Annotated in this window: 20 protein-coding genes; 7 read left to right on the top strand and 13 right to left on the bottom strand. The window is 63.8% G+C overall.

Annotation, left to right across the window (positions count from 1 at the left end; genetic code table 11):
- Positions 1-5 precede the first annotated feature (5 nt).
- Positions 6-1,316, bottom strand: a complete 1,311-nt coding sequence (locus tag CLV78_RS10890) for an HlyD family type I secretion periplasmic adaptor subunit (RefSeq protein ID WP_106204826.1) — start codon at positions 1,314-1,316, stop codon at positions 6-8.
- Complete coding sequence (locus CLV78_RS10885) at positions 1,313-3,049, bottom strand: type I secretion system permease/ATPase (protein ID WP_106204825.1); 1,737 nt, start codon at positions 3,047-3,049, stop codon at positions 1,313-1,315. Before CLV78_RS10885 ends, CLV78_RS10890 begins: the two co-directional genes overlap by 4 nt.
- 109 nt (positions 3,050-3,158) lie before the next feature.
- Between CLV78_RS10885 and CLV78_RS10880 the strand changes: the two genes are divergently transcribed.
- The 3 genes from CLV78_RS10880 to CLV78_RS10870 are packed head-to-tail and all read left to right on the top strand — an operon-like array spanning position 3,159 to position 5,058.
- Complete coding sequence (locus tag CLV78_RS10880) at positions 3,159-4,031, top strand: MlaA family lipoprotein (protein ID WP_158263506.1); 873 nt, start codon at positions 3,159-3,161, stop codon at positions 4,029-4,031.
- On the top strand, positions 4,021-4,626 hold the full coding sequence (locus CLV78_RS10875; RefSeq protein WP_106204824.1) for an MlaC/ttg2D family ABC transporter substrate-binding protein: 606 nt from the start codon (positions 4,021-4,023) through the stop codon (positions 4,624-4,626). The genes CLV78_RS10880 and CLV78_RS10875 overlap by 11 nt, the downstream gene beginning before the upstream one ends.
- Positions 4,627-4,671: 45 nt before the next feature.
- Positions 4,672-5,058 (top strand): VOC family protein, encoded by a 387-nt coding sequence (locus tag CLV78_RS10870; RefSeq protein WP_106204823.1) that lies wholly within the window; start codon positions 4,672-4,674, stop codon positions 5,056-5,058.
- 128 nt (positions 5,059-5,186) lie between these two features.
- On the opposite strand, the gene CLV78_RS10865 is transcribed toward CLV78_RS10870, so the two are convergent.
- Positions 5,187-7,466, bottom strand: a complete 2,280-nt coding sequence (locus CLV78_RS10865; RefSeq protein ID WP_106204822.1) for a transglycosylase domain-containing protein — start codon at positions 7,464-7,466, stop codon at positions 5,187-5,189.
- 265 nt (positions 7,467-7,731) lie between these two features.
- On the opposite strand from CLV78_RS10865, the gene CLV78_RS10860 reads away from it, so the two are divergent.
- Positions 7,732-8,070 carry a P-II family nitrogen regulator gene (locus tag CLV78_RS10860; RefSeq protein WP_106204821.1) on the top strand — a complete coding sequence of 113 codons (339 nt, stop codon included), beginning with the start codon at positions 7,732-7,734 and terminating at the stop codon, positions 8,068-8,070.
- Positions 8,071-8,100: 30 nt separating this feature from the next.
- Positions 8,101-9,447 (top strand): ammonium transporter, encoded by a 1,347-nt coding sequence (amt, locus tag CLV78_RS10855; RefSeq protein WP_106204820.1) that lies wholly within the window; start codon positions 8,101-8,103, stop codon positions 9,445-9,447.
- A 263-nt stretch (positions 9,448-9,710) separates the two neighbouring features.
- On the opposite strand, the gene CLV78_RS10850 is transcribed toward amt, so the two are convergent.
- The 10 genes from CLV78_RS10850 to CLV78_RS10805 form a co-directional block, all read right to left on the bottom strand.
- A complete protein-coding gene (locus CLV78_RS10850; protein ID WP_106204819.1) occupies positions 9,711-10,982 on the bottom strand; it encodes an amidohydrolase family protein in 1,272 nt (423 codons plus the stop codon).
- 71 nt (positions 10,983-11,053) lie between these two features.
- Positions 11,054-11,995: an ABC transporter permease gene (locus CLV78_RS10845; protein ID WP_106204912.1), complete on the bottom strand. Its 942-nt coding sequence runs from the start codon at positions 11,993-11,995 to the stop codon at positions 11,054-11,056.
- Positions 11,995-13,062 (bottom strand): ABC transporter permease, encoded by a 1,068-nt coding sequence (locus CLV78_RS10840; protein WP_425427942.1) that lies wholly within the window; start codon positions 13,060-13,062, stop codon positions 11,995-11,997. The genes CLV78_RS10845 and CLV78_RS10840 overlap by 1 nt, the downstream gene beginning before the upstream one ends.
- Positions 13,062-14,582 carry an ABC transporter ATP-binding protein gene (locus tag CLV78_RS10835; protein WP_106204817.1) on the bottom strand — a complete coding sequence of 507 codons (1,521 nt, stop codon included), beginning with the start codon at positions 14,580-14,582 and terminating at the stop codon, positions 13,062-13,064. The genes CLV78_RS10840 and CLV78_RS10835 overlap by 1 nt, the downstream gene beginning before the upstream one ends.
- Before the next feature lie 211 nt (positions 14,583-14,793).
- Positions 14,794-15,792 carry a BMP family protein gene (locus CLV78_RS10830; protein WP_106204816.1) on the bottom strand — a complete coding sequence of 333 codons (999 nt, stop codon included), beginning with the start codon at positions 15,790-15,792 and terminating at the stop codon, positions 14,794-14,796.
- Positions 15,793-16,015: 223 nt separating this feature from the next.
- On the bottom strand, positions 16,016-16,774 hold the full coding sequence (locus CLV78_RS10825) for a LamB/YcsF family protein (RefSeq protein ID WP_106204815.1): 759 nt from the start codon (positions 16,772-16,774) through the stop codon (positions 16,016-16,018).
- Positions 16,771-17,805 carry a 5-oxoprolinase subunit C family protein gene (locus CLV78_RS10820; protein WP_106204814.1) on the bottom strand — a complete coding sequence of 345 codons (1,035 nt, stop codon included), beginning with the start codon at positions 17,803-17,805 and terminating at the stop codon, positions 16,771-16,773. Before CLV78_RS10820 ends, CLV78_RS10825 begins: the two co-directional genes overlap by 4 nt.
- Entirely contained in the window at positions 17,802-18,551 is a 750-nt protein-coding gene (locus CLV78_RS10815) for a 5-oxoprolinase subunit B family protein (RefSeq protein ID WP_245924958.1), read from the bottom strand. Before CLV78_RS10815 ends, CLV78_RS10820 begins: the two co-directional genes overlap by 4 nt.
- Before the next feature lie 114 nt (positions 18,552-18,665).
- Positions 18,666-19,505 (bottom strand): type II toxin-antitoxin system RelE family toxin, encoded by an 840-nt coding sequence (locus CLV78_RS10810; RefSeq protein ID WP_106204812.1) that lies wholly within the window; start codon positions 19,503-19,505, stop codon positions 18,666-18,668.
- Between the two features lie 87 nt (positions 19,506-19,592).
- Positions 19,593-20,312 (bottom strand): GntR family transcriptional regulator, encoded by a 720-nt coding sequence (locus CLV78_RS10805; protein WP_106204811.1) that lies wholly within the window; start codon positions 20,310-20,312, stop codon positions 19,593-19,595.
- Positions 20,313-20,421: 109 nt separating this feature from the next.
- Here CLV78_RS10805 and uxaC point away from each other — a divergent pair, with 109 nt between their 5' ends.
- On the top strand, positions 20,422-21,828 hold the full coding sequence (uxaC, locus tag CLV78_RS10800) for a glucuronate isomerase (protein WP_106204911.1): 1,407 nt from the start codon (positions 20,422-20,424) through the stop codon (positions 21,826-21,828).
- A 234-nt stretch (positions 21,829-22,062) separates the two neighbouring features.
- Complete coding sequence (kduI, locus tag CLV78_RS10795) at positions 22,063-22,887, top strand: 5-dehydro-4-deoxy-D-glucuronate isomerase (protein WP_106204810.1); 825 nt, start codon at positions 22,063-22,065, stop codon at positions 22,885-22,887.
- Positions 22,888-22,904: the final 17 nt, after the last annotated feature.

Raw genomic sequence — 22,904 nt, 5'->3', positions numbered from 1 at the left:
CGTGTTCAGCTCTCGCGGAAGGCCTTGTTGAGATAGTCGGTGAAGGGTTTGAGAAGGTAGGCCATTGGTGTCCGGTCGTCGGTGCGGATGTAGGCTTCCACCGGCATTCCGGGAATGATTGCCTTGCCTTCGAGCTTGTCGATCTCGCCCGGGTCGAGTTCAATCTCCGCGCGGTAGTAGGATATCGCCGTGCGCTCATCCGTGAAGATGTCGGCGGAAATCTGAACCACGTGGCCGTTCATTTCCGGGGTCGTGCGTGCATCGAAGGTCGAGAACCGCAGAACGACCTCCTGCCCGACAAAGACCTGGTCCACGTGGATCGGTTCGATCCGCGCCGCGATCACCAACGGGCGATCCTGCGGAATGATGTAGGCAAGCGGTTCGGCCGCGCGGACCACGGAGCGCGGGGTGTTCACCGTCATGCCGTAGACGATGCCCCCCACGGGTGCAGTGATGTCGAGGCGGTCAAGGCGCTTTCGCAGTGACTGGCGGCGCTCGATCAGTTCGACAAGCGTGTACTGCAGGTCGCGCAGGCGAGTGATTGCCTCTTCGCGCCGCCGGGTCTCCAGCTTGAGCATTTCGATGTCGAGTTCCGTGATCCGGCCGAGCGCCTCGGCCCGACTTGCGGTCAGCTCGCCGATCAGGCCGGACAGGCGGGCTCTCTCCCGTTGCAAGGACAGCACGCGGGTCGCTTGCGCCAACCCCTTGTCGAGCAGGACCTGCTGGTCCTCCAGTTCCTCTCCGATCAGGGCAAGCTGTTCGCTGAGCGCGTCGGTCTGCGCGTCAATGCCCTCGACCTGCGACTCGATCTGTTCGCCGCGCCGGGCCAACTGGTCGACTTCCTTTTGCAAGGTCACCTTGCGGGCCTCGAAAAGGCGCTCCTGTCCGTGCAGCAGTTCTTCTATTTCGGCGCGCTCGCTGGCAACCTCCAGCAATTCGGGGTGGAACTCGATGTTCTCCAGCCCATCGCGCTCGGCCACCATGCGGCCGGCACGGGCCATCAATTCGTAGAGCTGGCCCTCGACGATTGTCAGTTCCGATTGAAGGTCGGTGGGGTCGAGCCGGATCAGGACGCCACCGGCCTCGATCTTGTCGCCCTCCTCGACCTCCAGTTCGGCGACCACTCCGCCGTCGAGGTGCTGCACCACCTGCCGGTTCTGGTCCACTTCCAACTGGCCTCCGGCAATGATTGCGCCGGAAATGTTGGTCGTCACCGACCAGACCCCGAATCCGCCGACGAGGGCGAGTACCGCGAGGAATCCCAGCACGAGGTGGCTGCGTGCGGACGGCACGGAGCGTTCTTTCCCTTCGGTCATGTCACACCTCCCTGGCTCTTCGAGCTCTGGATCTGGGCGGCGTTCTGTACCACTTCGCGCAGAACGTCATCGCGCGGCCCGAATGCCCGGCGGATGCCGCCATCGAGCACCAACAGAAGCTCGCATTCCTGGATCGCGGCGGGGCGGTGGGCCATGATGATGATCGACCGCTCCTCCGACTTCATTTGCCGGATCGCCTTGTTCAGCGCCTCCGACCCTTCGTTGTCGAGATTGGAGTTCGGCTCGTCCAACACAAGGATCTGCGGGTCGCCGTACAGCGCGCGCGCCAGGCCGATCCGCTGGATCTGTCCGCCCGACAAGCGTCCGCCGGCAGCGGCAAGTGGGGTGTCGTATCCACGCGGCAGTTCGAGGATCATCTCGTGGGCATCGGCCTTCTGCGCAGCTTCCACGACCTTCTTGGCGTCGGGCTGGGTGGACAGTCGCGCGATGTTCTCGGCGATGGTGCCTTCGAACAGTGTCACACGCTGTGGCAGGTAGCCGATGTGCTGGCCGAGCACGTCGGGATCGTACTGGTCGAGCGCAGCCCCATCGAGGCGGATCTTGCCGCCCGCGCAGCGCCAGACGCCACAGATGGCACGCGCCAATGTCGTCTTGCCCGAACCCGAAGGACCGATAACGCCCATCGCCTGACCCGGCGGAAGCAGGAAACTGACCATCCGCAGCGAGGCCTGTGATTCTCCGGGCGGCACCACGGTGACCTGCTGCCCTTCCAGACGTGCTGCAGGCTTCGGCAGCGGCGTGCGCGGGATTTCCGGCGGCACGTCGGACAACAGCTTCGAGAGATTCTGCCAGCCGCGGGACGCGCGTTGCAGCAACTCCCATTGCCCGATGGCCATTTCCACCGGTGCGAGGGCACGGCCCAGCAGGATCGAACCGGCGATCATGGCACCGGCCGTCAACTCGTTCTGCAACACGAGGTAGGCACCCAGTCCCAGCATCGCGGATTGCAGGAACAGCCGCAGCGACTTCGTGGCAGCCGTGAAGCCGCCAGCGCGATCGGAGGCCGCAAGGTTCAGTTCGACGGCCTTGCCGCGCGCGAGTTGCCAGCGATCAAAGGTTGCTTCGCGCATGCCGAGGGCCTCCACGGCCTCCGCTTCGTCGCGCATCTGGTCGCTCATCCGCTCGGCACGCTGGCCCATTCCGGCGGCTTCCAGCGCAGGCTGACGCGTGCGCCATTGGTTCAGAAGCGTCACGCAGACAATGAGCGTGCCACCGGACACAGCGAGGATGCCAAGCCACGGGTGGAAGACGAAGATCGCAAACAGGAAGATCGGCGTCCACGGCATGTCGAAGAACGCAGTCAGCGCCGGTGACGAAAGGAAGCGCTGCACCACCTCCAGGTCACGCAGGCCGGTCTGGGCAACTTCGGAGCCCGGGCGCCCGGTCTCGCTGCGCAGAACGGCGGAGAAGACGCGCGCATCCAGCAATGTCTGGAATCGCGCACCGGCCCGGGCCATCACTCGGCCGCGTGAGTAGTCGAGTATACCCATCATCAGATAGAGAAAGGCCACCAGCACCGACAGGGCGATCAGCGTTTCCTCTGATCGGGACCCCAGCACGCGGTCGTAGACCTGAAGCATGTAGAGCGGTCCGGTCAGCATCAACAGGTTGACGAAAATGGAAAATACGAAGGCGGAGATGAAAAGGCTCCGGCTTTCGACGCGGGCATCCTGCAGTTCTTTTCTGCCTGCCGCCGTTTCGGATTGGCGCATTGCCGATTGTCTCCTGGCTACAGCCGGTTGTCTCCTTTGCCCGCCGACGCTAGATTGCGTCGGCAGCCGGCCACGGGGGCCTTGCAATGGGGCTGGGTGGCAAACTACGATGAAGTTCTTGTTAAATCCAATGTCTGTTTTGAAACATTATTTGCCACGCAGTGCTGGCGCAATCGGAATTTGCGTTCTTTTCGGCTCTCTTACGGCCTGTGGCCCTGCGGACATCCCTACCGGAATCAATGATCCGAACGAAGCGCGCAACAGGGGCGTTCACGAGTGGAACAAGCGTGTCGACACGCAGTTGCTCGGCGGCTCTGAAGAGGGAGCCGAGGCCGAGATCCCGCTTTCGGAGGATGAAGGGCAACCGACGGCCGGCATCGACGATAGCATTGAGGGAGGCGCCACCGATGCGCCGGCGCGTGGAGCCAGCAACGCCCTGATCGCGCTCAGTAATTTTGGCACGAACCTCGACAACCCGCGACGCGTGGTCAACAGCCTGCTACAGGTGAGACCGGGTGATGCAGCGCACAACACATTGCGTTTCGGGATCAACTCCACGGTTGGTATTCTCGGTCTGATCGACGTGGCCGGGGCTGCAGGTCTGCCCGAGATCGACACCGATTTTGGCGAAACCCTGCACGTTTGGGGCGTGTCGGAAGGCAACTTTCAGGAGCTGCCGGTCGTTGGTCCATCAACTCAGCGCGATACCGCCGGGATGGCGGTGGACTTCGTGATGAATCCTCTATGGTATGTATTCCCATGGCCACAGAATCTCGTGGCCAACGGGTTTACCTGGGCCGGAGAGGCGACCGATCGGTTCAGGTATTCGGACACGGTGGACTCGATCTACCGGGATTCGGCCGACAGCTATGCGCAGTCGCGGCTGATCTATCTGCAGAATCGCCGGTTCGAGATGAGCCGCGGTGAGGTAACGGAAAACGACGAGAGCATTGATCTCTTCGAGGAGCTTTATGGTGACTGATCTATCCCGCCGGTCCTTCGGGGCCCTTGGACTGGGCGCATGTGCCAGCCTTGCAATGCCATCCGGCGCGTTCGCGATGACGACGGAATCGGCGTCCGCGCTGGTGAGCAAGCTGGTCAACGACATCAACAAGGTCATCGCTTCGGGCAAATCCGAATCCGCGATGTACCGGGATTTTGAGAAAATCTTCGTCAAGTATGCCGACGTGTCTTCGATCGCGCTGGTCTCGCTCGGGGCCGACCGCCGCAGGGCCTCCAAGTCGCAACTGAAGGCCTACACCAAGGCCTACCAGGGCTATATCGCGCGGAAGTACGGCAAGCGTTTCCGGGAGTTCATCGGCGGCCGTCTGGAGCTTCAGAGCGCCAAGCCGGTCAAGAAATACGTCGAAGTCACCACGATTGCGCATCTGCGCGGCGAGGCGCCCTTCGATGTGAAATTCCTCGTGTCCGATCGCTCCGGCCGCGAGAAGTTCATCAACATGTACATCGAGGGTGTGAACATGGTGCTGACCGAGAAGACGGAGATCGGCTCGATGCTCGACCGCCGTGGCGGTGACATCAACGCCCTGATCGCCGACCTGGGAAAGGCCAGCTGAGCGACACTGACCTTGCTGGCCGCGCATGACTGACGGGAGGCTAAAATGGAGCTTGGCGCATTTTCCGTGAGCCTGAGCGTGACCGACCTGAAGGCTTCCATGGCCTTCTACGCCCGGCTGGGGTTCGAGCCCGTGGCCGGCAATGAGGCAGACAACTGGATCATCCTCCGGAACGGGACCTGCACGCTCGGTCTTTTCCAGGGGATGTTCACGGGGAACATGCTTACCTTCAACCCGGGATGGCAATCGGAAGAGCGCGAACACGCCGCGTTCACTGACATTCGTGATATCCAGGCGCACCTGCAGGAAGCCGGTATCACGCTGGACGAAACCACCGATCCCGCCGGAACCGGGCCGGCGCATATCCTGCTGAAAGACCCCGACGGAAATGCCATTTTCCTCGATCAGCACGTTCCCGCGCCCACACGCTGAAAACCCTTGCCTGCGGCGCGCCGATCAACTCGATCGCGGGCGCCTGGCCATCGGTTGAAGGGAAGGCGGCGCAGGTGCCGCATCCTTCGACCCATTCATCTTTCTGATGGCCCGACGCTCTTGCCGCATCAGTTCTTCCGTCCAAACAAGTTGCCCAGAACATCCTGAAGAACCCGCTCGGCGAGGTTGTCCTTTCTGGGCTTCTGCTGATTGGAGCTTTGCGCGGTCGACGTGTTGCCGTCATAGCGGGGCGCAGTTTGCTGGCCTCCTTGGCCGCCACCTTGCGCAATCGGGCGCCCGGCCTGCGGCTGGTTCATGGGCAGGGGCATCACGGGGCGGCCATCGTGGATTCGCACCATAGCTTCGTTCCAGATTTCCGCGGGCAAACCGCCACCGGTCACGCCCGAGAGCGGCGTGTTGTCGTCGTATCCCATCCAGACACCGGCCACGTAGTCAGCGGTGAAGCCGATGAACCACGCGTCCCGGGCGGCTTGGGTCGTCCCTGTCTTGCCGGCGGCGGGTCGGTCGCCAAGCTTCGCCCGCTGGCCTGTGCCAACTTCAACCACCTGGTGCATCATGTAGACGAGATTGCGGGCAGCCTCGTCGGAGATGACCCGCTCGCCATATCCACCGCCCTGACCCATGAGAGAGTCCTGCTCACCCTGAAGCCGAAGGTCGATCAGCCCGTATGGCTTCACCGAGCGCCCGCCATTGAGAATGCCGGCATAGGCCCCTGTCATCTCCAGCAAGGTCGATTCGGAGACCCCAAGGGCAAGCGCCGGGCCGACCGCCAGTTCGTTGTCGATGCCGAAATCGGTCGCGATCGTGCGCACATTCTCCCGTCCGACCGCCTCGGATACCTTCACGGCGGGGATGTTCAGACTGTCTGCAAGAGCCTTGGCAAGCGTCACGCGGCCTTTGAACTCGCGGCTGTAGTTCTTCGGACAGTAATTCGGCTGGCCGGGCAGTGCGATGCAGTAGGGTTCGTCGACAACGGTCGCCAATGGCGTGTAGCCGAGGTCCATCGCCGCGGCGTAGACGAACGGCTTGAAGCTCGACCCCGTCTGGCGTTTGGCCATGGTTGCGCGGTTGAATGCGCCCGAGACCTTCGTTTCCCGCCCGCCGACCATCGCCCGCACGGCGCCGTCGGCCGACATCACCACGATTGCGGCCTGTGCCTTGGAGCCTTCCTTGACCTTTTCCTGGAAGATGAACTTCATCGCCTCCTCGGCGGAGGTCTGGATGTCCTGATCCAGGGTGGTGTGAAGGATCACATCTTCCGTCGTGTCACGGGTCAGGAAGTTCGGTCCGGTATCCATTACCCAGTCCGCGAAATATCCGCCTGCGCGCGCTTGTGCAGCCTCCGACAGAGTCGCGGGGTTGGCCCAGGCCTGATCGCGCTGGCTCTCGTTCAGATAACCCTGATCGTACATCAACCGCACGACGGTATCCGCACGGTCCTGCGATCGCTTGAGATTGTTGGTCGGTGCATACCGCGTCGGAGCGGGCAGGAGCCCGGCCAGCATTGCGGCCTGAGCCGGTGACAATTGAACCGCAGGAATGCCGAAGTACCGCTGCGCGGCTGCTTCGAACCCGCGCGCGGAGGCACCGAGGTAGGCGCGGTTGAAGTAGATCACAAGGATTTCGTCCTTTGTGTACTTCAACTCCAACGCCATCGCGTAGATCGCTTCTTTTGCCTTGCGCCAGATGGACCCGCGCCGGCAGTCGGCCTCGTATTCGGCCTCGGTCTGGCCTGTGGACGGGTCATAGGGGATGCCGATGCAGAGCAACTTGGCCGTCTGCTGTGTCAGCGTCGAGCCGCCGTGACCGGACAACGCGCTGCGCCCTTCCGAAAGGTTGATCCGGATCGCCGAGGCGACCCCGCGCGGGCTGACGCCAAGGTGCCAGTAGAAGCGTTTGTCCTCAGCGGCCACCACCGCGTTCTTCAGGTGCGGCGAGACCTGCTCGATATGCGTGATCGAATCGAACTGTTCCCCGCGCCATGCATAGACCTCCCCCTCTCGGTCGAGGAGGGTCACCGAGCCCCGGGTCCGGCCATCGATCAGTTCCGTGAACTCCGGCAGGTCGGCATAGAAATAGAGGACCGCACCCGCGAGGATCAGCCCGACCACAGCGGCCGTCCGCCAGGCAATGCTCCAGATCAGGCCGAGCACGAACCCGATCAGGCGGCGCAGCCACCCAAGGGGTCCACGCCGCTGCCGGGTCTTGCGCGACGCGCTCTTCCGGCTGCGTCTGGCCGCGGTCGCCTTTGCCTTGGGTTTGGACTTGGCCTTCGATTGTGCCTTGGTCGGCTTGGGCTTTGCCCGGGCCGATTTTCCCTTGGCGGGTGCCTTCGAATACCGTTTGTCGGCCCTGAGAGTCGGGCGCTTGCCACCGGATGCGCTCATGGGAGCCCTTGCACTGAAACCTGCTCTTGTTTTGCCCCTTGATACCGTGCCTGCCGACCGAAGGGGAGAGTTTCGCGCTTTTTGAGTCGTCCACGAAGAGCTTAAAAAATAGGCTGACCGGTCAAAATGTGCAAAAATTGTGCAAAACACCCGGATTCTGCCCATGTGAGCGCCATGCGATTCCTTGAACCTTGGCCCGCACAAAGTCTGTCTTCCCTCATCACCCGCCGGGGCCCTCTCCCCGGCCAATCGGAAGGGGAGCAAAGTGAAACTCATCATTGCAGCAATCAAGCCGTTCAAGCTCGAGGAGGTGCGCGAGGCGCTCACCGCCATCGGTGTGCGAGGCATGATGGTGACCGAGATTAAGGGCTTCGGCTCGCAGTCGGGTCACACAGAGATCTACCGTGGCGCGGAATACGCTGTGAACTTCGTGCCCAAGGTCAAGCTGGAGATCGTCGTGAACGCCTCCATGGCTGACCAGGTTGTCGAGACCATCCAGAAGACGGCCAAGACCGACAAGATCGGCGACGGCAAGATCTTCGTTCTCGACGTCAACCAGGCCGTTCGCGTTCGTACCGGCGAAACCAACGACGATGCGCTCTGAGCCCAGGTCAAACAGGGAAATTCTAGACACATGAAACTGACCAAGTTCATTCCTGTCATCGCTGCGGCAGCCACTCTGCCCGGCATGGCCCTCGCCCAGGAGGCCGCTCCTGGTGTGGACGCCTCCTCGGATAGTATCTTCATCTTCAACTCGTTGCTGTTCCTGATCGGTGGCTTCCTCGTGTTCTGGATGGCGGCAGGCTTTGCTATGCTCGAAGCTGGCCTCGTGCGCTCCAAGAACGTGACCATGCAGCTGACCAAGAACGTCGCCCTGTTCTCGCTGGCGGCGATCTTCTACTACCTGATCGGCTACAACCTCATGTACCCGCTGGGCAACTGGTCCATCGGCACCGATGAGACCGGCGGCTACCTCGGCGCCTTCGGCCCGGCCATCCTCGAAGCTGTCGGCATCGGCCGTGACGCAGCCGACGACTACGGCTATGCCTCCACCGGCTCGGACTTCTTCTTCCAGCTGATGTTCTGTGCGACAACTGCCTCGATCGTCTCCGGCACGCTGGCCGAGCGGATCAAGCTGTGGCCCTTCCTCATCTTCACTATCATCCTGACGGCCGTCATCTACCCGATCCAGGCCTCCTGGAAATGGGGCGGCGGTTTCCTCGACAGCCAGTACGGCTTCCTGGACTTCGCCGGTTCGACCGTGGTGCACTCCGTTGGTGGCTGGGCTGCTCTCGCCGGTGCCATCATCCTCGGCCCACGTATCGGCAAGTACAAGGATGGCCGCGTGCATCCCTATCCTGGTTCCAACCTCGCCCTGGCCACGCTCGGCACGTTCATCCTGTGGCTCGGCTGGTTCGGCTTCAACGGCGGTTCGCAGCTGGCCATGGGCACGGTGGGTGACGTTGCCGACGTGTCACGCATCTTTGCCAACACCAACACGGCTGCTGCCGGCGGTGCCATTGCTGCGCTGATCCTGACCCAGGTTCTCTACGGCAAGGTCGACCTCACCATGGTGCTGAACGGCGCGCTGGCGGGCCTCGTGTCCATCACCGCCGAGCCGCTGACCCCCTCGCTGGGTCTGGCAACCATCATCGGTGGTATCGGTGGCGTGATCGTGGTCTTCGCGGTTCCGATGCTCGACAAGCTGAAGATCGACGACGTGGTCGGCGCCATCCCGGTGCACCTGATCGCCGGTATCTGGGGCACGCTCGCCGTGCTGCTCAGCAACCCCGATGCGACCCTGACCGGTCAGGTGATCCCGATCATCATCGTCGGTGTGTTCGTCTTCGTCGTCAGCTTCGCGCTCTGGTTCATCCTGAAGATGGTCATGGGCATCCGCGTGGACGAAGAAGCCGAGATCAACGGTCTCGACATCCATGAGCTGGGCATCGAAGCCTACCCTGAGTTCCACAAAGGCTGATCTCCCTTCCTGTCAGCCAGGACCTGGCCCCGGTCGCAGTCGCGCCCGGGGCCATTTTGTTTTGCAGACGTGAAGATATCGGAGCTTGCCAGCGAAGCGAACGCGCCTGTGCAACCAAGCAGAGCGTCGGGCGTCCGCCGGCCCGATCCTGCGGGTGCACCAGTAGGAGCACACTGCTTGACGGGCGCCGCGGATGCCAACCCCTTGGTCGTTTTGACCATGGAGCGCGCCATGCCAGGCTACGGTCGCATTAAGCGTGCCGATCACATGGCGGGGTCGATCCTGTCCGGACGTCCGGGAAGCGAGAGGCTGGCCGTGCTGGCCGGCGTTTCTGCGATGACCCTGCCCCGGCGAATCACCGACAGGCGTGTTGCACGCAACCGGATCGCCTCGATCGGATCTGCCGCTTGCAGGATGTTGAAGTTTGCCGTGCATCCCTTGGCCACACCGTAGTCTTCGAGCCCCATGATTGCAGCGGAGTTGACCGTGACGGCATCGAAGCACCAGCGCATGTCGTCGCGCGATGAAAGCTGCCCGACATGCAGCCCCATGGCCGCGACGTCCAGCATGTCCGCCCGCCCGAGCGAATACCACGGATCCTTCACGCAATCGGATCCGAATCCCACGGTCAGCCCAGCATCGCGAAGCTCCCGCACACGGGTCTGCCCACGCCGTTTCGGATAAGTATCGTGCCGTCCCTGAAGCATGATGTTGATGAGCGGATTGGGGATCACCCGCAGCTCGCTCTCTGCCATCAGGGCAATCAGCTTGGAGACGTAGTAATTGTCCATCGAGTGCATGGAGGTCAGGTGCGACCCCGCCACGCGTCCCTGCAGGCCCAGCCGCTGGGTCTCGTAGGTGAGTGTCTCGACATGCCGGGAGTGCGGGTCGTCGCTTTCGTCGCAATGCATGTCGACCATCAGCCCGCGCTCCGCCGCGATCTCGCACAATGCCGTCACCGAGGCGGCGCCATCGGCCATCGTGCGCTCGAAATGCGGAATGCCGCCGACGACATCGACTCCCATGTCGAGTGCGCGGAGGGTGTTGTCCATGGCCGTCGGGTCACGGAACACCCCGTCCTGCGGGAAGGCCACCAGTTGCAGCTCGAGGTAGTCCTTCACCCGATCCCGCACCTCCAGCAGGGCCTGCACGCCGGTCAGCGTGTCGTCGCAGGTGTCCACGTGAGAGCGTATGGCGCCCATCCCCATGGAGACCGCGATATCGCAGTAGCGCAGGGCGCGGTCGACGATCTCTTCGATGGTCTGGATGTTCTTGAGCTCTCCCCAGAGCGCAATACCCTCGAGCAAGGTGCCGGAGACATTCATCCGGGGACGCCCGAGGGAGAGTGTCGCATCCATATGGAAGTGCGGATCGACGAAGGGAGGCGCCACGAGCCGCCCTGACGCGTCGATTTCCTGCGTCGCCGCGGCGGTGATGCCGGTCTCGATCGCCGTTATCCGACCGCCGGAGCAGGCGATATCCACGCCGGTGGTGCCGTCGGAAAGCGTTGCGTTCTTGACGAGGAGGTCGAGCATCGGGGGCTCCTTCAGTTGAGCGGTGGGGCCAGCGGCTGTGCCGAACGGTGGCTGATCGAACCCGGCCCCATCTAGCGTTGTCCCTTGAACCAGGGTTGCAGCAGCGCCCGCGGGTAGTCTGCCTTCCGGGCGGCAATGATCAACGCCACAATGGAGAGCACATAGGGCACCATCAGGAAGACCTGCCCGGGGATCAGCGCCCCTGCCTCGGTCTGTAGCCGCACCTGGAGCGCGTCGAACATGCCGAAGAGCAGCGCACCCAGCAGCGCCTTGCCCGGCTGCCAACTGGCAAAGATCACCAGCGCGATGCAAATCCAGCCACGTCCGTTCACCATCCCGAAGAAGAACGCGTCGAATGCCGACATGGTCAGAAACGCGCCGCCAAGGGCCATCAGCGCCGAGCCGGCAACCACCGCGCCCATGCGCAACCGGATCACGGACAAGCCCTGCGCGTTGACAGCGTCCGGGTTGTCGCCCACGGCCTTGATGGCCACGCCAAGCGCGGTTCGGTCCATGATCCACCAAAGGAGGGCGACCAGAAGCAAGGCCAGCCACGTCATCGCCGTTTGCTGGAACAGCACCGGGCCGAGGAAGGGCAGATCGGACAGGAGGGGCACATCGAGAGCGCGAAAGGGTTCGATCCGCGGCGGGGTGGAGACCTGTGGGAAGATCGTCCGGTAGGAGAACGACATAAGCGCTGTCGCGAACATCGTGATCCCGAGCCCGGAGACGTGTTGCGAGAGGCCAAGCGGCACCGTCAGCACCGCGTGAAAGAGGCCAAATAGCCCTCCCGACAGTGCAGCGAAGATCACTCCAAGCCAGAGGCTGCCGGTCAGGTAGGCGGTCAGCCAGCCCATCATGGCGCCGACGACGAAGATCCCCTCGATTCCGAGGTTCAGCACGCCCGAACGTTCGCAAAGCAGCGCCCCGAGGACACCGAAGATCAGCGGGGTCGCGATCCTCAGGGATGCGGCCCAGAAACTGTCACTCAGGAAGATCTGCAGGATGTCCATCATGCTGCCTCTCCCGCTTTCAGGCGTCGTATGCGGAACCGGGCGAAGAACCCGCCAAGCAGCACACAGATCAGCGACATGGAGACCGTCAGGTCCGCCAGGAAGGAGGAGACCCCGATGGCGCGGCTCATGGAATCTGTCCCCACGAAGACTGATGCAATGAAGATCGCCGAGGCCACCACGCCGAGTGGCGACAACCCGGCGAGCATCGCGACGACGATGCCGGTGTAGCCGAAACCGGGGGAGAGGTCGGCGGTCAGGTAGCCCTTCAGCCCCGCCACCTCCGAAACCCCCGCCAGCCCGGCCAGCGCGCCGGAGGCGAAGGCCACGGCAAGAAACACCCGTGTCACCGGAATGCCCGCGTGTTTCGCGGCGGCCGGGTTCTCGCCAACCGCGCGGATCTTCAGCCCCCAGACGGTCATCGCCATGATCACGTGGGCGATCACCGCCGTGCCAATGGCGAGGAGGAACCCGGCGTGCAGGCGCATCTTCTCCATCAATTGCGGCAGTACCGCCGCGTCCACGATCGGCTCAGACTGCGGCCAGCCAAGGCTCATCGGGTCTTTCAGCGGACCTTCGAGCATCATCTGCACGAAGATCAGGATGATGAAGTTCAGCAGCAACGAGGTGACAACCTCGTCGGCGCCGAACCGGGTCTTGAGCACCGCCGGGCCGAGCATGCCAAGCCCGCCCGCGATGGCACCCGCCAGCAGCACCAGCGGCACCATCAGGATTGGCGGTCCGTCGATCATGCCTGTGCCGACCCAGACGGCGGCCATGGCGCCAAGATAGAGCTGCCCTTCGCCGCCGATGTTCCACAGCCGCGCCTTGAAGGCGACGGCGGCGGCGAGGCCGGTGAAGATCAGGGGCGTGGCCCGGGTCAGCATTTCGGTGAAGGCGAAGGCGGAACCGAAGACGCCGGTGACCATCTGGCCATAGGCGTCGAGGATCGGCGCCCCCGCAAACGCAAGGGGAATGGCCGCGAGGACCAGCGACAGAACGGCGGCCAGTACAGGCACGCCGGCTGTCAGCAGGCGGGACGGGTTCTCTCTCGGAGTGATCTCGATCATGCGGCGTGCCCTGCCATCAATTGGCCGATGGCCGAACGGTCCCGGCTGGCTGTTTCGGTGAGTTCGCCCGCATGCATCACCAGAATGCGGTCGGCAAGCGACAAGACCTCGTCGAGGTCCTCGGAAATGAGGATGACGCCTGCCCCCCGGTCGCGCGCGGCGATCAGGCGGCGGCTGACTTCGGCCGCAGCGCGGAAATCGAGCCCGCGCGTCGGCTGGTTGGCAAGGATCACGCCGGGGTGGGTCTCCAGCACCCGGGCGAGGATCAGTTTCTGGATATTACCACCGGACAGAAGGGCCGCGCGGGCATGGATGCCGGGTCCGCGCACATCGTAGGCGGCGCTGAGGTCCTCGGCATGCTTCGCCATGGCGCTGCGTTTCAAAAAGCCGGCCCGGCTCACCTCGGGGTCGTCCAGGCGCTCGATCACGAGGTTTTCCGCCACCGATAGTGCGGCGACGATGCCGTCGTGGTGCCGGTCTTCCGGAATGCGGCCGATGCCCTGCGCGAGTGCGGTGCGAGGGGTCAGGGCGGTTTGCGATGCGGTTGCGGTTTCGATACTCCCCGAAGACGGCGCAACCAGGCCGGAAATCACCCTTGCCAGCGCGCTCTGTCCATTGCCGGAGACGCCCGCGATGCCGACGATTTCTCCGGCTTTCAGGTCGAGCGAGACGTCCAGCAATCCACCCGTGTCGCGTCCCGGCGCAACGTTGATCCCGGATAGGCGGAGCGCGGTTTCGCCCGTCTTTCCCGGCGAACGCTCGGGGGCGTCGTGTTCCTCGCCGATCATCATGCGGATGATCGAATGGGTGTCGGCTTCAGCGGTGGCCATTTCGCCGACCTTCGCGCCATGGCGCAGCACGGCAATCCGGTCCGAGAAACTCAGAACCTCCCGCAGCTTGTGGGAGATGAAGATCACGGACAACCCCTGTGCCACCATCGACCGCATCGAGACAAAAAGGCCGTCGGCCTCCTGCGGGGTCAGCACGGCGGTGGGCTCGTCGAGCACAAGGATGCGGACATCGCGGTAGAGCGCCTTGAGGATCTCCACCCGCTGCCGTTCGCCGACCGAGAGGTCGCGGATGCGGGCATCGAGGGGCGCGTGCAACCCGGAATGGGTCATCAACGCCTCCAGCTTTGCCCGGGCGGCGCGGCGATTGCGATTGAGGTGGAACAGCCGTTCGGTGCCGAGCAGGATGTTGTCGACGACGGAGAGGTTCTCGGCCAGCGTGAAATGCTGGTGCACCATGCCGATCCGCGCCTCGATGGCGGCATGCGGTTGGCCAGGGGGAAGGAGGCGTTCGGTGCCGCTCTCGTCCCAGACGTGAACGCTGCCGCTGTCGGGCGTGTATTGCCCGAACAGCATGTTCATCAGGGTGGTCTTGCCGGCGCCGTTCTCTCCCAGGAGGGCAAGAACCTCTCCCCGGGACAGATCGAGGTCGATGGCATCAGCGGCAGTTACGGTGCCGAAGCGCTTGGTCATTCCGCGAAGGGAAAGGACGGGCTGGGATGTGGTCATGCGATGTCGGGTGTCCTGAGTGCAGCGGGACGCGCCCACCTCAGGGAGGGCTTGCGGAACATGTGGCCCGGTCGTGGTATTGCCGGGGTCTCGAACGCGGTATCGGGTCTGGCGGTTTGAAGGTGCCCTCCCCGCGGAGGGGGCGGGCGTGGTCCGGCCTGACGGCCGGACCAATGGTCAGAGCGGAACGCCAGGCGCCCCGCTCATCTGCCTACTTGTCGGACACCGGCGCTTCGTCGTTGACCTCGACCTTGAAGGCGCCCGAGAGGATGTCGGCTTCCTTGGCCTTCACCTTCTCCAGAACGTCGGCCGGGACCAGTCCCTCGTCGACGGTGATGGAGCCGCCACCGTATTCCATGTAGGAATAGACACCGTAGTCCGCGGCCTCGAACGTGCCCGCGGCCACCGCTTCGACCGCCTTGTCGATGGTTGCTTCCATGTGCCAGATCGCCGAGGCCAGGATCGTGTCCGGGTAATCCGCGGAGGTGTCGATCACATTGCCGATGGCTTTCACGCCACGTTCGACGGCGGCATCGGACACGCCGAAGCGCTCCGCATACATGACGTCGGCGCCCGCATCCATCATCGCGAAGGCGCTTTCCTTGGCCTTGGGCGGATCGTACCAGCTGTCGATGAAGTTCACGAGGAACCGCACTTCCGGGTTCACTTCGCGCGCGCCTTCCATGAAGGCATGCATGAGCCGGTTCACCTCCGGAATGGCGTATCCGCCGACCATGCCGATCACGTTGCTCTCGGTTGCCTCCCCGGCGATCATGCCGGTCAGGTAGCTGGGCTCGTGGATGTAGTTGTCAAAGACGGAGAAATTCGGCTTCTGCGGCTGGAAGGACGAGCCCATCAGGAATCCGGTCTCCGGATAGTCGGCGGCCACCTTGCGGGCGGCACGCTCAAGCCCGAAGACCTCGCCCACCACCAGTTGATGCCCCGCCTCGGCGTATTCGCGCATCACCCGTTCATAGTCGGTGTTGGAGACGTTCTCGGAAAAGACATACTCGATGTCGCCGCGTTCGGCGGCGGTGTTCAGGGCCTTGTGGATGCGGCTGATCCACTGCTGCTCCACCGGAAGCGTGAAGATGGCGGCGACCTTGACCTTGTCTGCGGCAAGCGCGGCACCGGAACTGGCGATCAGGGTCAGCGCGGTGGCGGATGCCAGCAGGGCGCGCCTCCCGATCCTTGACGAGATTGCGGGCATGAGATCCTCCTGTTGGACTTGGGACGTAGGGTTTTTCTGCGGGGATCTGATCCCCTGCGGCCGCCCTTGGCAATCGGGATCGGTCGCGTGTGGATCACTGCCCCCCGGCAGAGTCCCCACTTGGTGTCGATGCCTTGTCTATCGGCAACTCTGCCGAATTTCTAGGCATTTTCGAAGGCGTGGCATTCTGAGGCAGGCAAAGAGCGCCCGGAATCCGTGGATATCAGAGTGGCGAAACCCGGTGGCCGTCAGCCTCCAGCCGCGCCCTGACCGCCTTCGCGATCGCGATGCTCTGCGGTGTGTCGCCATGCACGCAGATCGTGTCGACGCGGCACGGGAGCCGTTTGCCGGATGCGCAGATGATTGCCTGTTCCCGAACCATCCCGGCCATGTTCGCCGCGGCGTCGTCCGGGTCCTGAATCATTGCGCCGGGCAAGGCGCGATCCACCAGTGTCGCGTCCTCGTTGTAGGCCCGGTCGGCAAAGACCTCGCCCGCCCAGGTGCATCCCAGGTCCAGCACCACTTCCTCCATCGCTGTCTGCGGAAGGACAAGGATCACGAGATTTGGATTCACGTCGAGCGCCGTCTCATAGCAAATCCGCGCCAGTGCGGCGTCTTCGCTGGCCATGTTGGACAACGCGCCGTGCAGCTTGAAATGCCGCAAGAGGCCCCCCGCGCCGCGCGCCATCGCCTCTGCTGCGCCTGTCTGGTACCGGATCATGTTGCGCAGCGACGTCTCCGGCAGGGACATGCGTCGGCGCCCGAACCCTTGCAGGTCGGGAAAGCCGGGGTGCGCCCCGAGGCCGACGCCGCGTTCAAGCGCCCGCGCCATTGTTGTGGCCATCACGTCCGGGTCCCCCGCGTGAAGCCCGCATGCGATGTTGGCTGAGGTGATCACCTCCAGCAGCGCATCGTCGTTTCCGATGGTCCAGCGGCCAAAACCTTCGCCCATGTCGGCGTTGAGATCGATGTGGCGGCTCATGCTCGGGGTTCCTCCTCGTCGAGATCGCGGCCGGCGGTCACGCCGCTGATGAAGTTGTAGGACAGCAGGTCGACAATGTCGTGGGGATTGCGCACGAGTGGCGTGATGCGGCGGCGAAATCCCGGCACGAGGTTTTTCGGCGTGCTGTAGTCGGACAGGGCCTCTTCCAACGTGACGAGGTCGAAGCGCAATGGCGCGCCCGACGTGGCCTGCATGACGCGCGGCAGATCCTGCGGCAGGACCGTGCCGATGCGGGGGTAGCCGCCGATGGTCTGGCATTCCGGGCCGAGCACATAGGGTGTGCCGTCGCCGGTGATCTGGATGTCGCCGGGGCTGATGACTTCAGACAGAAGGTTGAGCCCGTCCTGCGGGCGGAATCCGTCGCCGTCCTGTCCCAGCTTCACGCCTTGCCGATTGCCCCAGGCGGTTCGGGTAAACTCCGTCGCGAGGAAGCGTGCGAGTACGTCGTCGGGGAAGAGCCGTGTCTGCGGCCCCTCAAGAAACCGAATCCGGCCACCGTCGAAACGTGGATCATCCGGCAGGCGGGACGGGTTTCGGTCGGGCAAGGGATCCTTGCCGACCGGAAGGGTCGCGCCATCCTCAAGCGCCGCTCCGATCCCGGAGGCAAGATGGGTGCCGCGCCCGCCGACAACCATCGGCACATCGATCCCGCCCGCGACATGCAGATAGGCGTAATGCCCGGACTCCATCGGCCCAAGCCGGAGCCGCTCGCCCGGGGGCAAGCAGTGGGACGCGTTCCAGATCAGCCGTTTGTCGGCCAGATGCGCACGCATCGGCGCTCCGGTGAGCGCGATCCAGGTGGCTCGCGTGGCGGAAACCTCCATGCCCGCGCCTGCGATTTCGAGCGCCGCGAGGCTCGGCGCCTGATTCAGCAGAGCCGCCCCCTGCGCAAGGGCAGACGGGTCGGCGGCGCCCCCACGCGACAACCCATGCGCCAGGCAACCTTCGCGGCCGAGATCCTGAACCGTGATCCCCGGGCCCGCACGATGAACGATGAGGTCGCCGGTCATTCCAGAACCTCGGATGTCGCACCACCATCGGGGTTCTCTTCGTGCTCCGCGAGTTGGGACTCGTCGACGGCCGGGAACACCATCTCGTCGCCCGGTTGCAGTGCAAAGGCCGGGCTGCCATTGGGGCGATAACAGCGGAAGGCCGTTTGGGCGATGTGATACCAACCGGTCTGTGTCTCTGGCACGAAAAGGACAAACTGGCGGACAGCAAGCCCGATCGCGCCGGGCGGCACACGGGTCTGCAGGTCGGTCTGACGGGGCAGGTCCCACTGCTCTGGCAATTGCCCGAGATAGGGTTGCCCCGGCGCGAAGCCGAGCGCGATCACCCGGAGGCGAGCCGTGGAAAGCTGCGCCACGGCCTCGGCCTTGTCCATCTTCACAAGCGAGAGGACGCGATCCAGCTGCGGAGCCCTTGCGCCGCCGTAGACCGCCGGCACGTGCCAGAGGCGCCGGGGGGAGGGCAGGGGGGCGGCGTACCAGTCGCGATCAGCAAGCAGGCGCGACAGTTCGGCTTCAAGTGTGTCATGGGGCAGGGCAAGAGGATCGAACAGGACAAGCGCGCCGGCCAGCGAACTGGTGGTCTCTCGGATCCCGGCGTGATCCAGCCCGGCCATCGCACCGCGAAATGCCAGCGCCGCCCTGTTCGCGGGTTCGGAGAGAGTATCGGCGAAACGAACCAGCAGGCCGTCCAGCCCGACCCGTTCGATACGGGGAAACCCCTCTGTCCGCATTGTTCCTTTCGTCACGACAATCCTTGTCCTTCGGTTGCCCGCTTCATTCTGGTCGCGTCACACTTGAGGTATCCGGGAAGGGCAATCCGCTCCCCTGCTCGAAGTGCAGAACCGGCCGCCGCGTCCCGGCTATTGTGGCGAGCCATCGGGGCCTTTCTTCCAGCGACGAAAGGCGAGATCCGGCCGCTCCGCCAGATCGCGATCGCGCATCTGGCGGGTGTTTTCCGCGTCGCTGTGCGGGTGCCGAAAGTAGCTGGAGAAGAGGTCGCGTTGCGACTTGTCGACAGAGACCTTCAGCTTCGCTTGCCGCGCTCGCATCGCGCGGCGCAGTTCTTCGCCCTGTTGCAGGGTCCAGAACCGGCGCTGGGCATCCGGATGGGCGAAGGGATCGCTGGTGTCCGGTTTCTCCGGAGGTGCCGGGCGTATGCCAACGGCGAGGTTCAGTACCGCTTCCGAAGCTTCCTCAGGCAGGAACCGGCAGATGTCGAGCAGCGTATCCTCTGTCGCCGTGCGGACGTCCCCGATCCAGTCCTCAGGAACTCCGCAATCGAGCAGCGTGTCGTCACTCTCGCCGGCAAAGAGCGGCGGTTTGGGGGGCGCTGTCTCTTCCACGACCCGGCGAACGACAACCTCCTCAACCCGTTCGCGAAGCTCCACGATCTGGGCCGCGCCAGTGCGTGGATGGACCTCCAACCGCCGCTTTTCAGCCCATTTGTAGGCGTCGTCATGATGATCGACATAGGCCAGTAGCACGGATTCGCCACGCTTGTGCACGATGATGCGGATGTCGCGGTTCACCCGGACCGACCAGAAATACTTGTCCTTCGACTTGTCGATCCGATGGAAGGAAAGGCCGGGGTTCTCCGGGTTGACCTGCATGTCGAAAGCGGTCTGTTTCACGGCGGCCTGTTCCTTGCCGGTGAGCTTGTCGAGGCTGTCGGAGAAGGAGTCCGCGATGATCAGTGGCACGGGGTCGGCCGCCCTTTCTTGTTCCTGTGACGGCTTTTGACCACAGGTCGGGAAAGCCTGTCCAGTGCGGTCGGCCGGGTCGGACGCTCAGGCGGGGTCGGATCGCGCGCCGGAAACGGGCGCGAAGTAGTCCGGGTTTTCCGCGCGCAGGCGGTCGATCTCGACGATCAGGCGCGACAGATGGAGCCGCATCCGCTCCACGGCGGCATCTGAGTCCCGCGCGGCCAGTGCCCCCAGGATCTCCCTGTGTTCAACCAGTGTTCGGGGCTGGTTGAACGCCAGCGACAACAGGCGCACGCGATCGAGGTGCGACTTGTTCTCCCGGATGATGGTCCATGCGAACGGATGGCCGGAAATATCACAGATTTCCCGATGGAAATCGTCGTCGAGCCGGTGAAAAGACACGCGATCATCGGCCGCCACAGCGGCGTCCTGCGCGGCCACGTTTGCCCGCAATCGTGCGATCCCGGCATCATCCATCCGGGCGCAGGCGGCGCGGACAACCTCGGTCTCCAGAGCCGTGCGCACGAAACGCGCCTCCATCACCTTCTCTTCCGAGATGAGGCTGACGGTTGTTGCCCGTTGTGGACGGATCACGAGAAAACCAAGCCGCGACAGGCGGAAGAAGGCGTCGCGGACGGGCTGCCGCGACACACCGAGCGCACGGGCAACCTCGAGTTCCGACATCCGGGTCCCGGGCGGCAGGTCCAGAGACACGATGCGGTCGTGCAGGGAATCGAACACCTGGTCGGTCACCGACGGGCGGGTGATCGGGTCGAGCGGCAGCTTGTTGACGGTGTCGGACACTGGCGATCCCGGGACGGTTCACGGATTGACTACCCTTCTCGGCTAGCATATCAGTTGACCGGATTGCAATGGTGCTTGATCCGCAACCCCTCTTGGAGGCGATCGAATGATGGCTGGTCTGGACGACTCCCGGCTTTTTCCTATGGAACCCTCGGCGCGGGAGTTGGCTGCCGCGCTATATCAGACGGTGAAGGACCTCCCCATCGTCAGCCCGCACGGCCATACCGATCCGCGTTGGTACGCGGAGAACGAGGCTTTTCCCGATCCCGCGCAGTTGATCGTGACCCCGGACCACTACGTCTTCCGCATGCTGTATTCGCAGGGAATCCCGCTGGAGAAACTGGGTGTGCCCTCCGTTGACGGGCGCGCGGTCGAAACGGATGGCCGTACGATCTGGCGGCTCTTCGCCAGCAATTACCACCTGTTTCGGGCCACACCGTCGCGGATGTGGCTGGACCATTCCTTCCAGCATGTGTTCGGCCTGACCAAACGCCTCTCTGCGGAGACGGCGGACAAGTTCTATGACCACATTGCGGATTGTCTGCAGAAACCGGAGTTCCGGCCACGCGCCCTGTTCGAGCGCTTCGGGATCGAAGTGATTGCCACAACCGAAAGCCCCCTCGACGATCTGCGACACCACCGAGCAGTGCGCGACGGCGAATGGAGCGGTCGTGTCGTTACCGCCTACCGGCCCGACAACGTGGTGGACCCCGAGTTCGAAGGTTTCGTGGAGAATGTCGCGAAGCTGGGAGAACTGGCCGGAACGGATACGTCCACCTGGGACGGCTATCTGGAAGCCCACCGCGTTCGCCGTGCCTACTTCAAGGAATTTGGCTGCACATCCTCGGACCATGGACATCCGACGGCACGGACCGAGAACCTCGATCAGTCGGAGGCGGCCGCCCTTTTCGACAAGGCGCTGCGCGGTGCCTGCTCCCCGGAGGAAGCGGATGCGTTCCGTGGTCACATGCTGACCGAGATGGCGCGGATGTCGATCGAGGACGGTCTGGTCATGCAGATCCACCCGGGGTCGTTCCGCAACCATTCGGGCGGGATCATGGCCGGGTTTGGCCGCGACAAGGGGTTCGATATCCCGTCCCGCACCGACTACGTTCGCGCGTTGAAGCCGCTGCTGGATGCCGTCGGGCTGGAGCCGGGCCTCTCCATCATCCTCTTCACCCTCGACGAGACCGCCTATGGCCGCGAACTTGCGCCGCTGGCCGGTGTCTACCCCTCGCTGAAGCTGGGCCCGGCATGGTGGTTCTTCGACAGTGCCGAGGGTATGCGCCGCTATCGTGAACTGACGACGGAGACGGCGGGCTTCTACAATACCGTGGGGTTCAACGACGACACCCGCGCCTTCTGTTCGATTCCCGCGCGTCACGACGTGGCACGGCGTGTGGATTGCGCCTTCCTTGCCACGCAGGTGCGGACCGGAAGGCTCGATGAGGACGAGGCTTTCGAAGTCGCCCACGACCTGACCTACGGGTTGGTCAAGAAGGCTTACAATCTCTGACCGTAGCTGCGGCAGAGGCACGACATCGTGGCGGCGCCGCTGACTGGCCGCGCCCCACCCGGAGAGGGCCGCACCGGGCGGTGCCTTTCCCCAAGGGCAGGTCCGTTCGCCGGCCCCAGACACAAAAGGAGACGAAGGTGACACCCAAACCTGCCCAAGTTGCGCCAGGCCGGTTTGCGGAGCGCCGCCCGTCTCGAAGTACCGAAATCCCAAACGATCCCGAAAGGCCCTGACATGCTGACCGTGACATCCCGATATGCCATCGATCCGGAAACCGCAAAGGCGATGGACACCGACGCCCTGCGCGAGAACTTCCATGTCGGCGGGCTCTTTGCCGATGGCGAAATCCGCCTGGTCTACACCCACTACGATCGCATGATCGTCGGCGGTGCTGTACCGGCAGGCGGCTCGCTGGTTCTCGACAAGGTGGCCGAGGCCGGTACGCCATCCATCCTCGATCGCCGGGAAATGGGTATCCTGAACATCGGCGGCGACGGCACAGTTTCGGCCGCCGGTCAGGATTTTGCCATCAAGAAGGGCGAAATCCTCTACCTGCCGATGGGCGCAGGGGCCGTGACCTTCTCCGGCGACGGCCGGTTCTACATCACGTCAAGCCCGGCGCACCGGGCGACCGAGGCGAAGCTGGTGACGGCGGACATGGCCAATCGGCTGGAGCTTGGGGCTCAGGAAACCATCAACAGCCGCACCCTGATGCAGTTCATTCACCCCGACGTGGTTGACAGCTGCCAACTGGTTATGGGCTACACGGTCGTACACGAGGGCTCCGCCTGGAACACCATGCCCGCACACACCCATGACCGCAGGATGGAAGCCTACCTCTACTTCGACATCGCCGAGGGACAGAAGGTTTTCCACTTCATGGGCCAGCCTCAGCAAACCCGCCATATCGTGATGGGCGAGCAGGAGGCGGTGATTTCCCCGCCGTGGTCGATCCACTGCGGGGCAGGCACCGGTCAATACACGTTCTGCTGGGTCATGGCCGGGGACAACGTGGACTTCACCGACATGGACATGATCGCAATGGACGATCTGCGCTAAGCTGCCCCCGTGGCGCC

Origin of the sequence: Aliiruegeria haliotis (genome assembly GCF_003003255.1) — a bacterium.
Taxonomy (GTDB): domain Bacteria; phylum Pseudomonadota; class Alphaproteobacteria; order Rhodobacterales; family Rhodobacteraceae; genus Tropicimonas; species Tropicimonas haliotis.
Note: the sequence above shows the minus strand (reverse complement) of the source record. Positions and strands in the feature narration are given on the sequence as shown.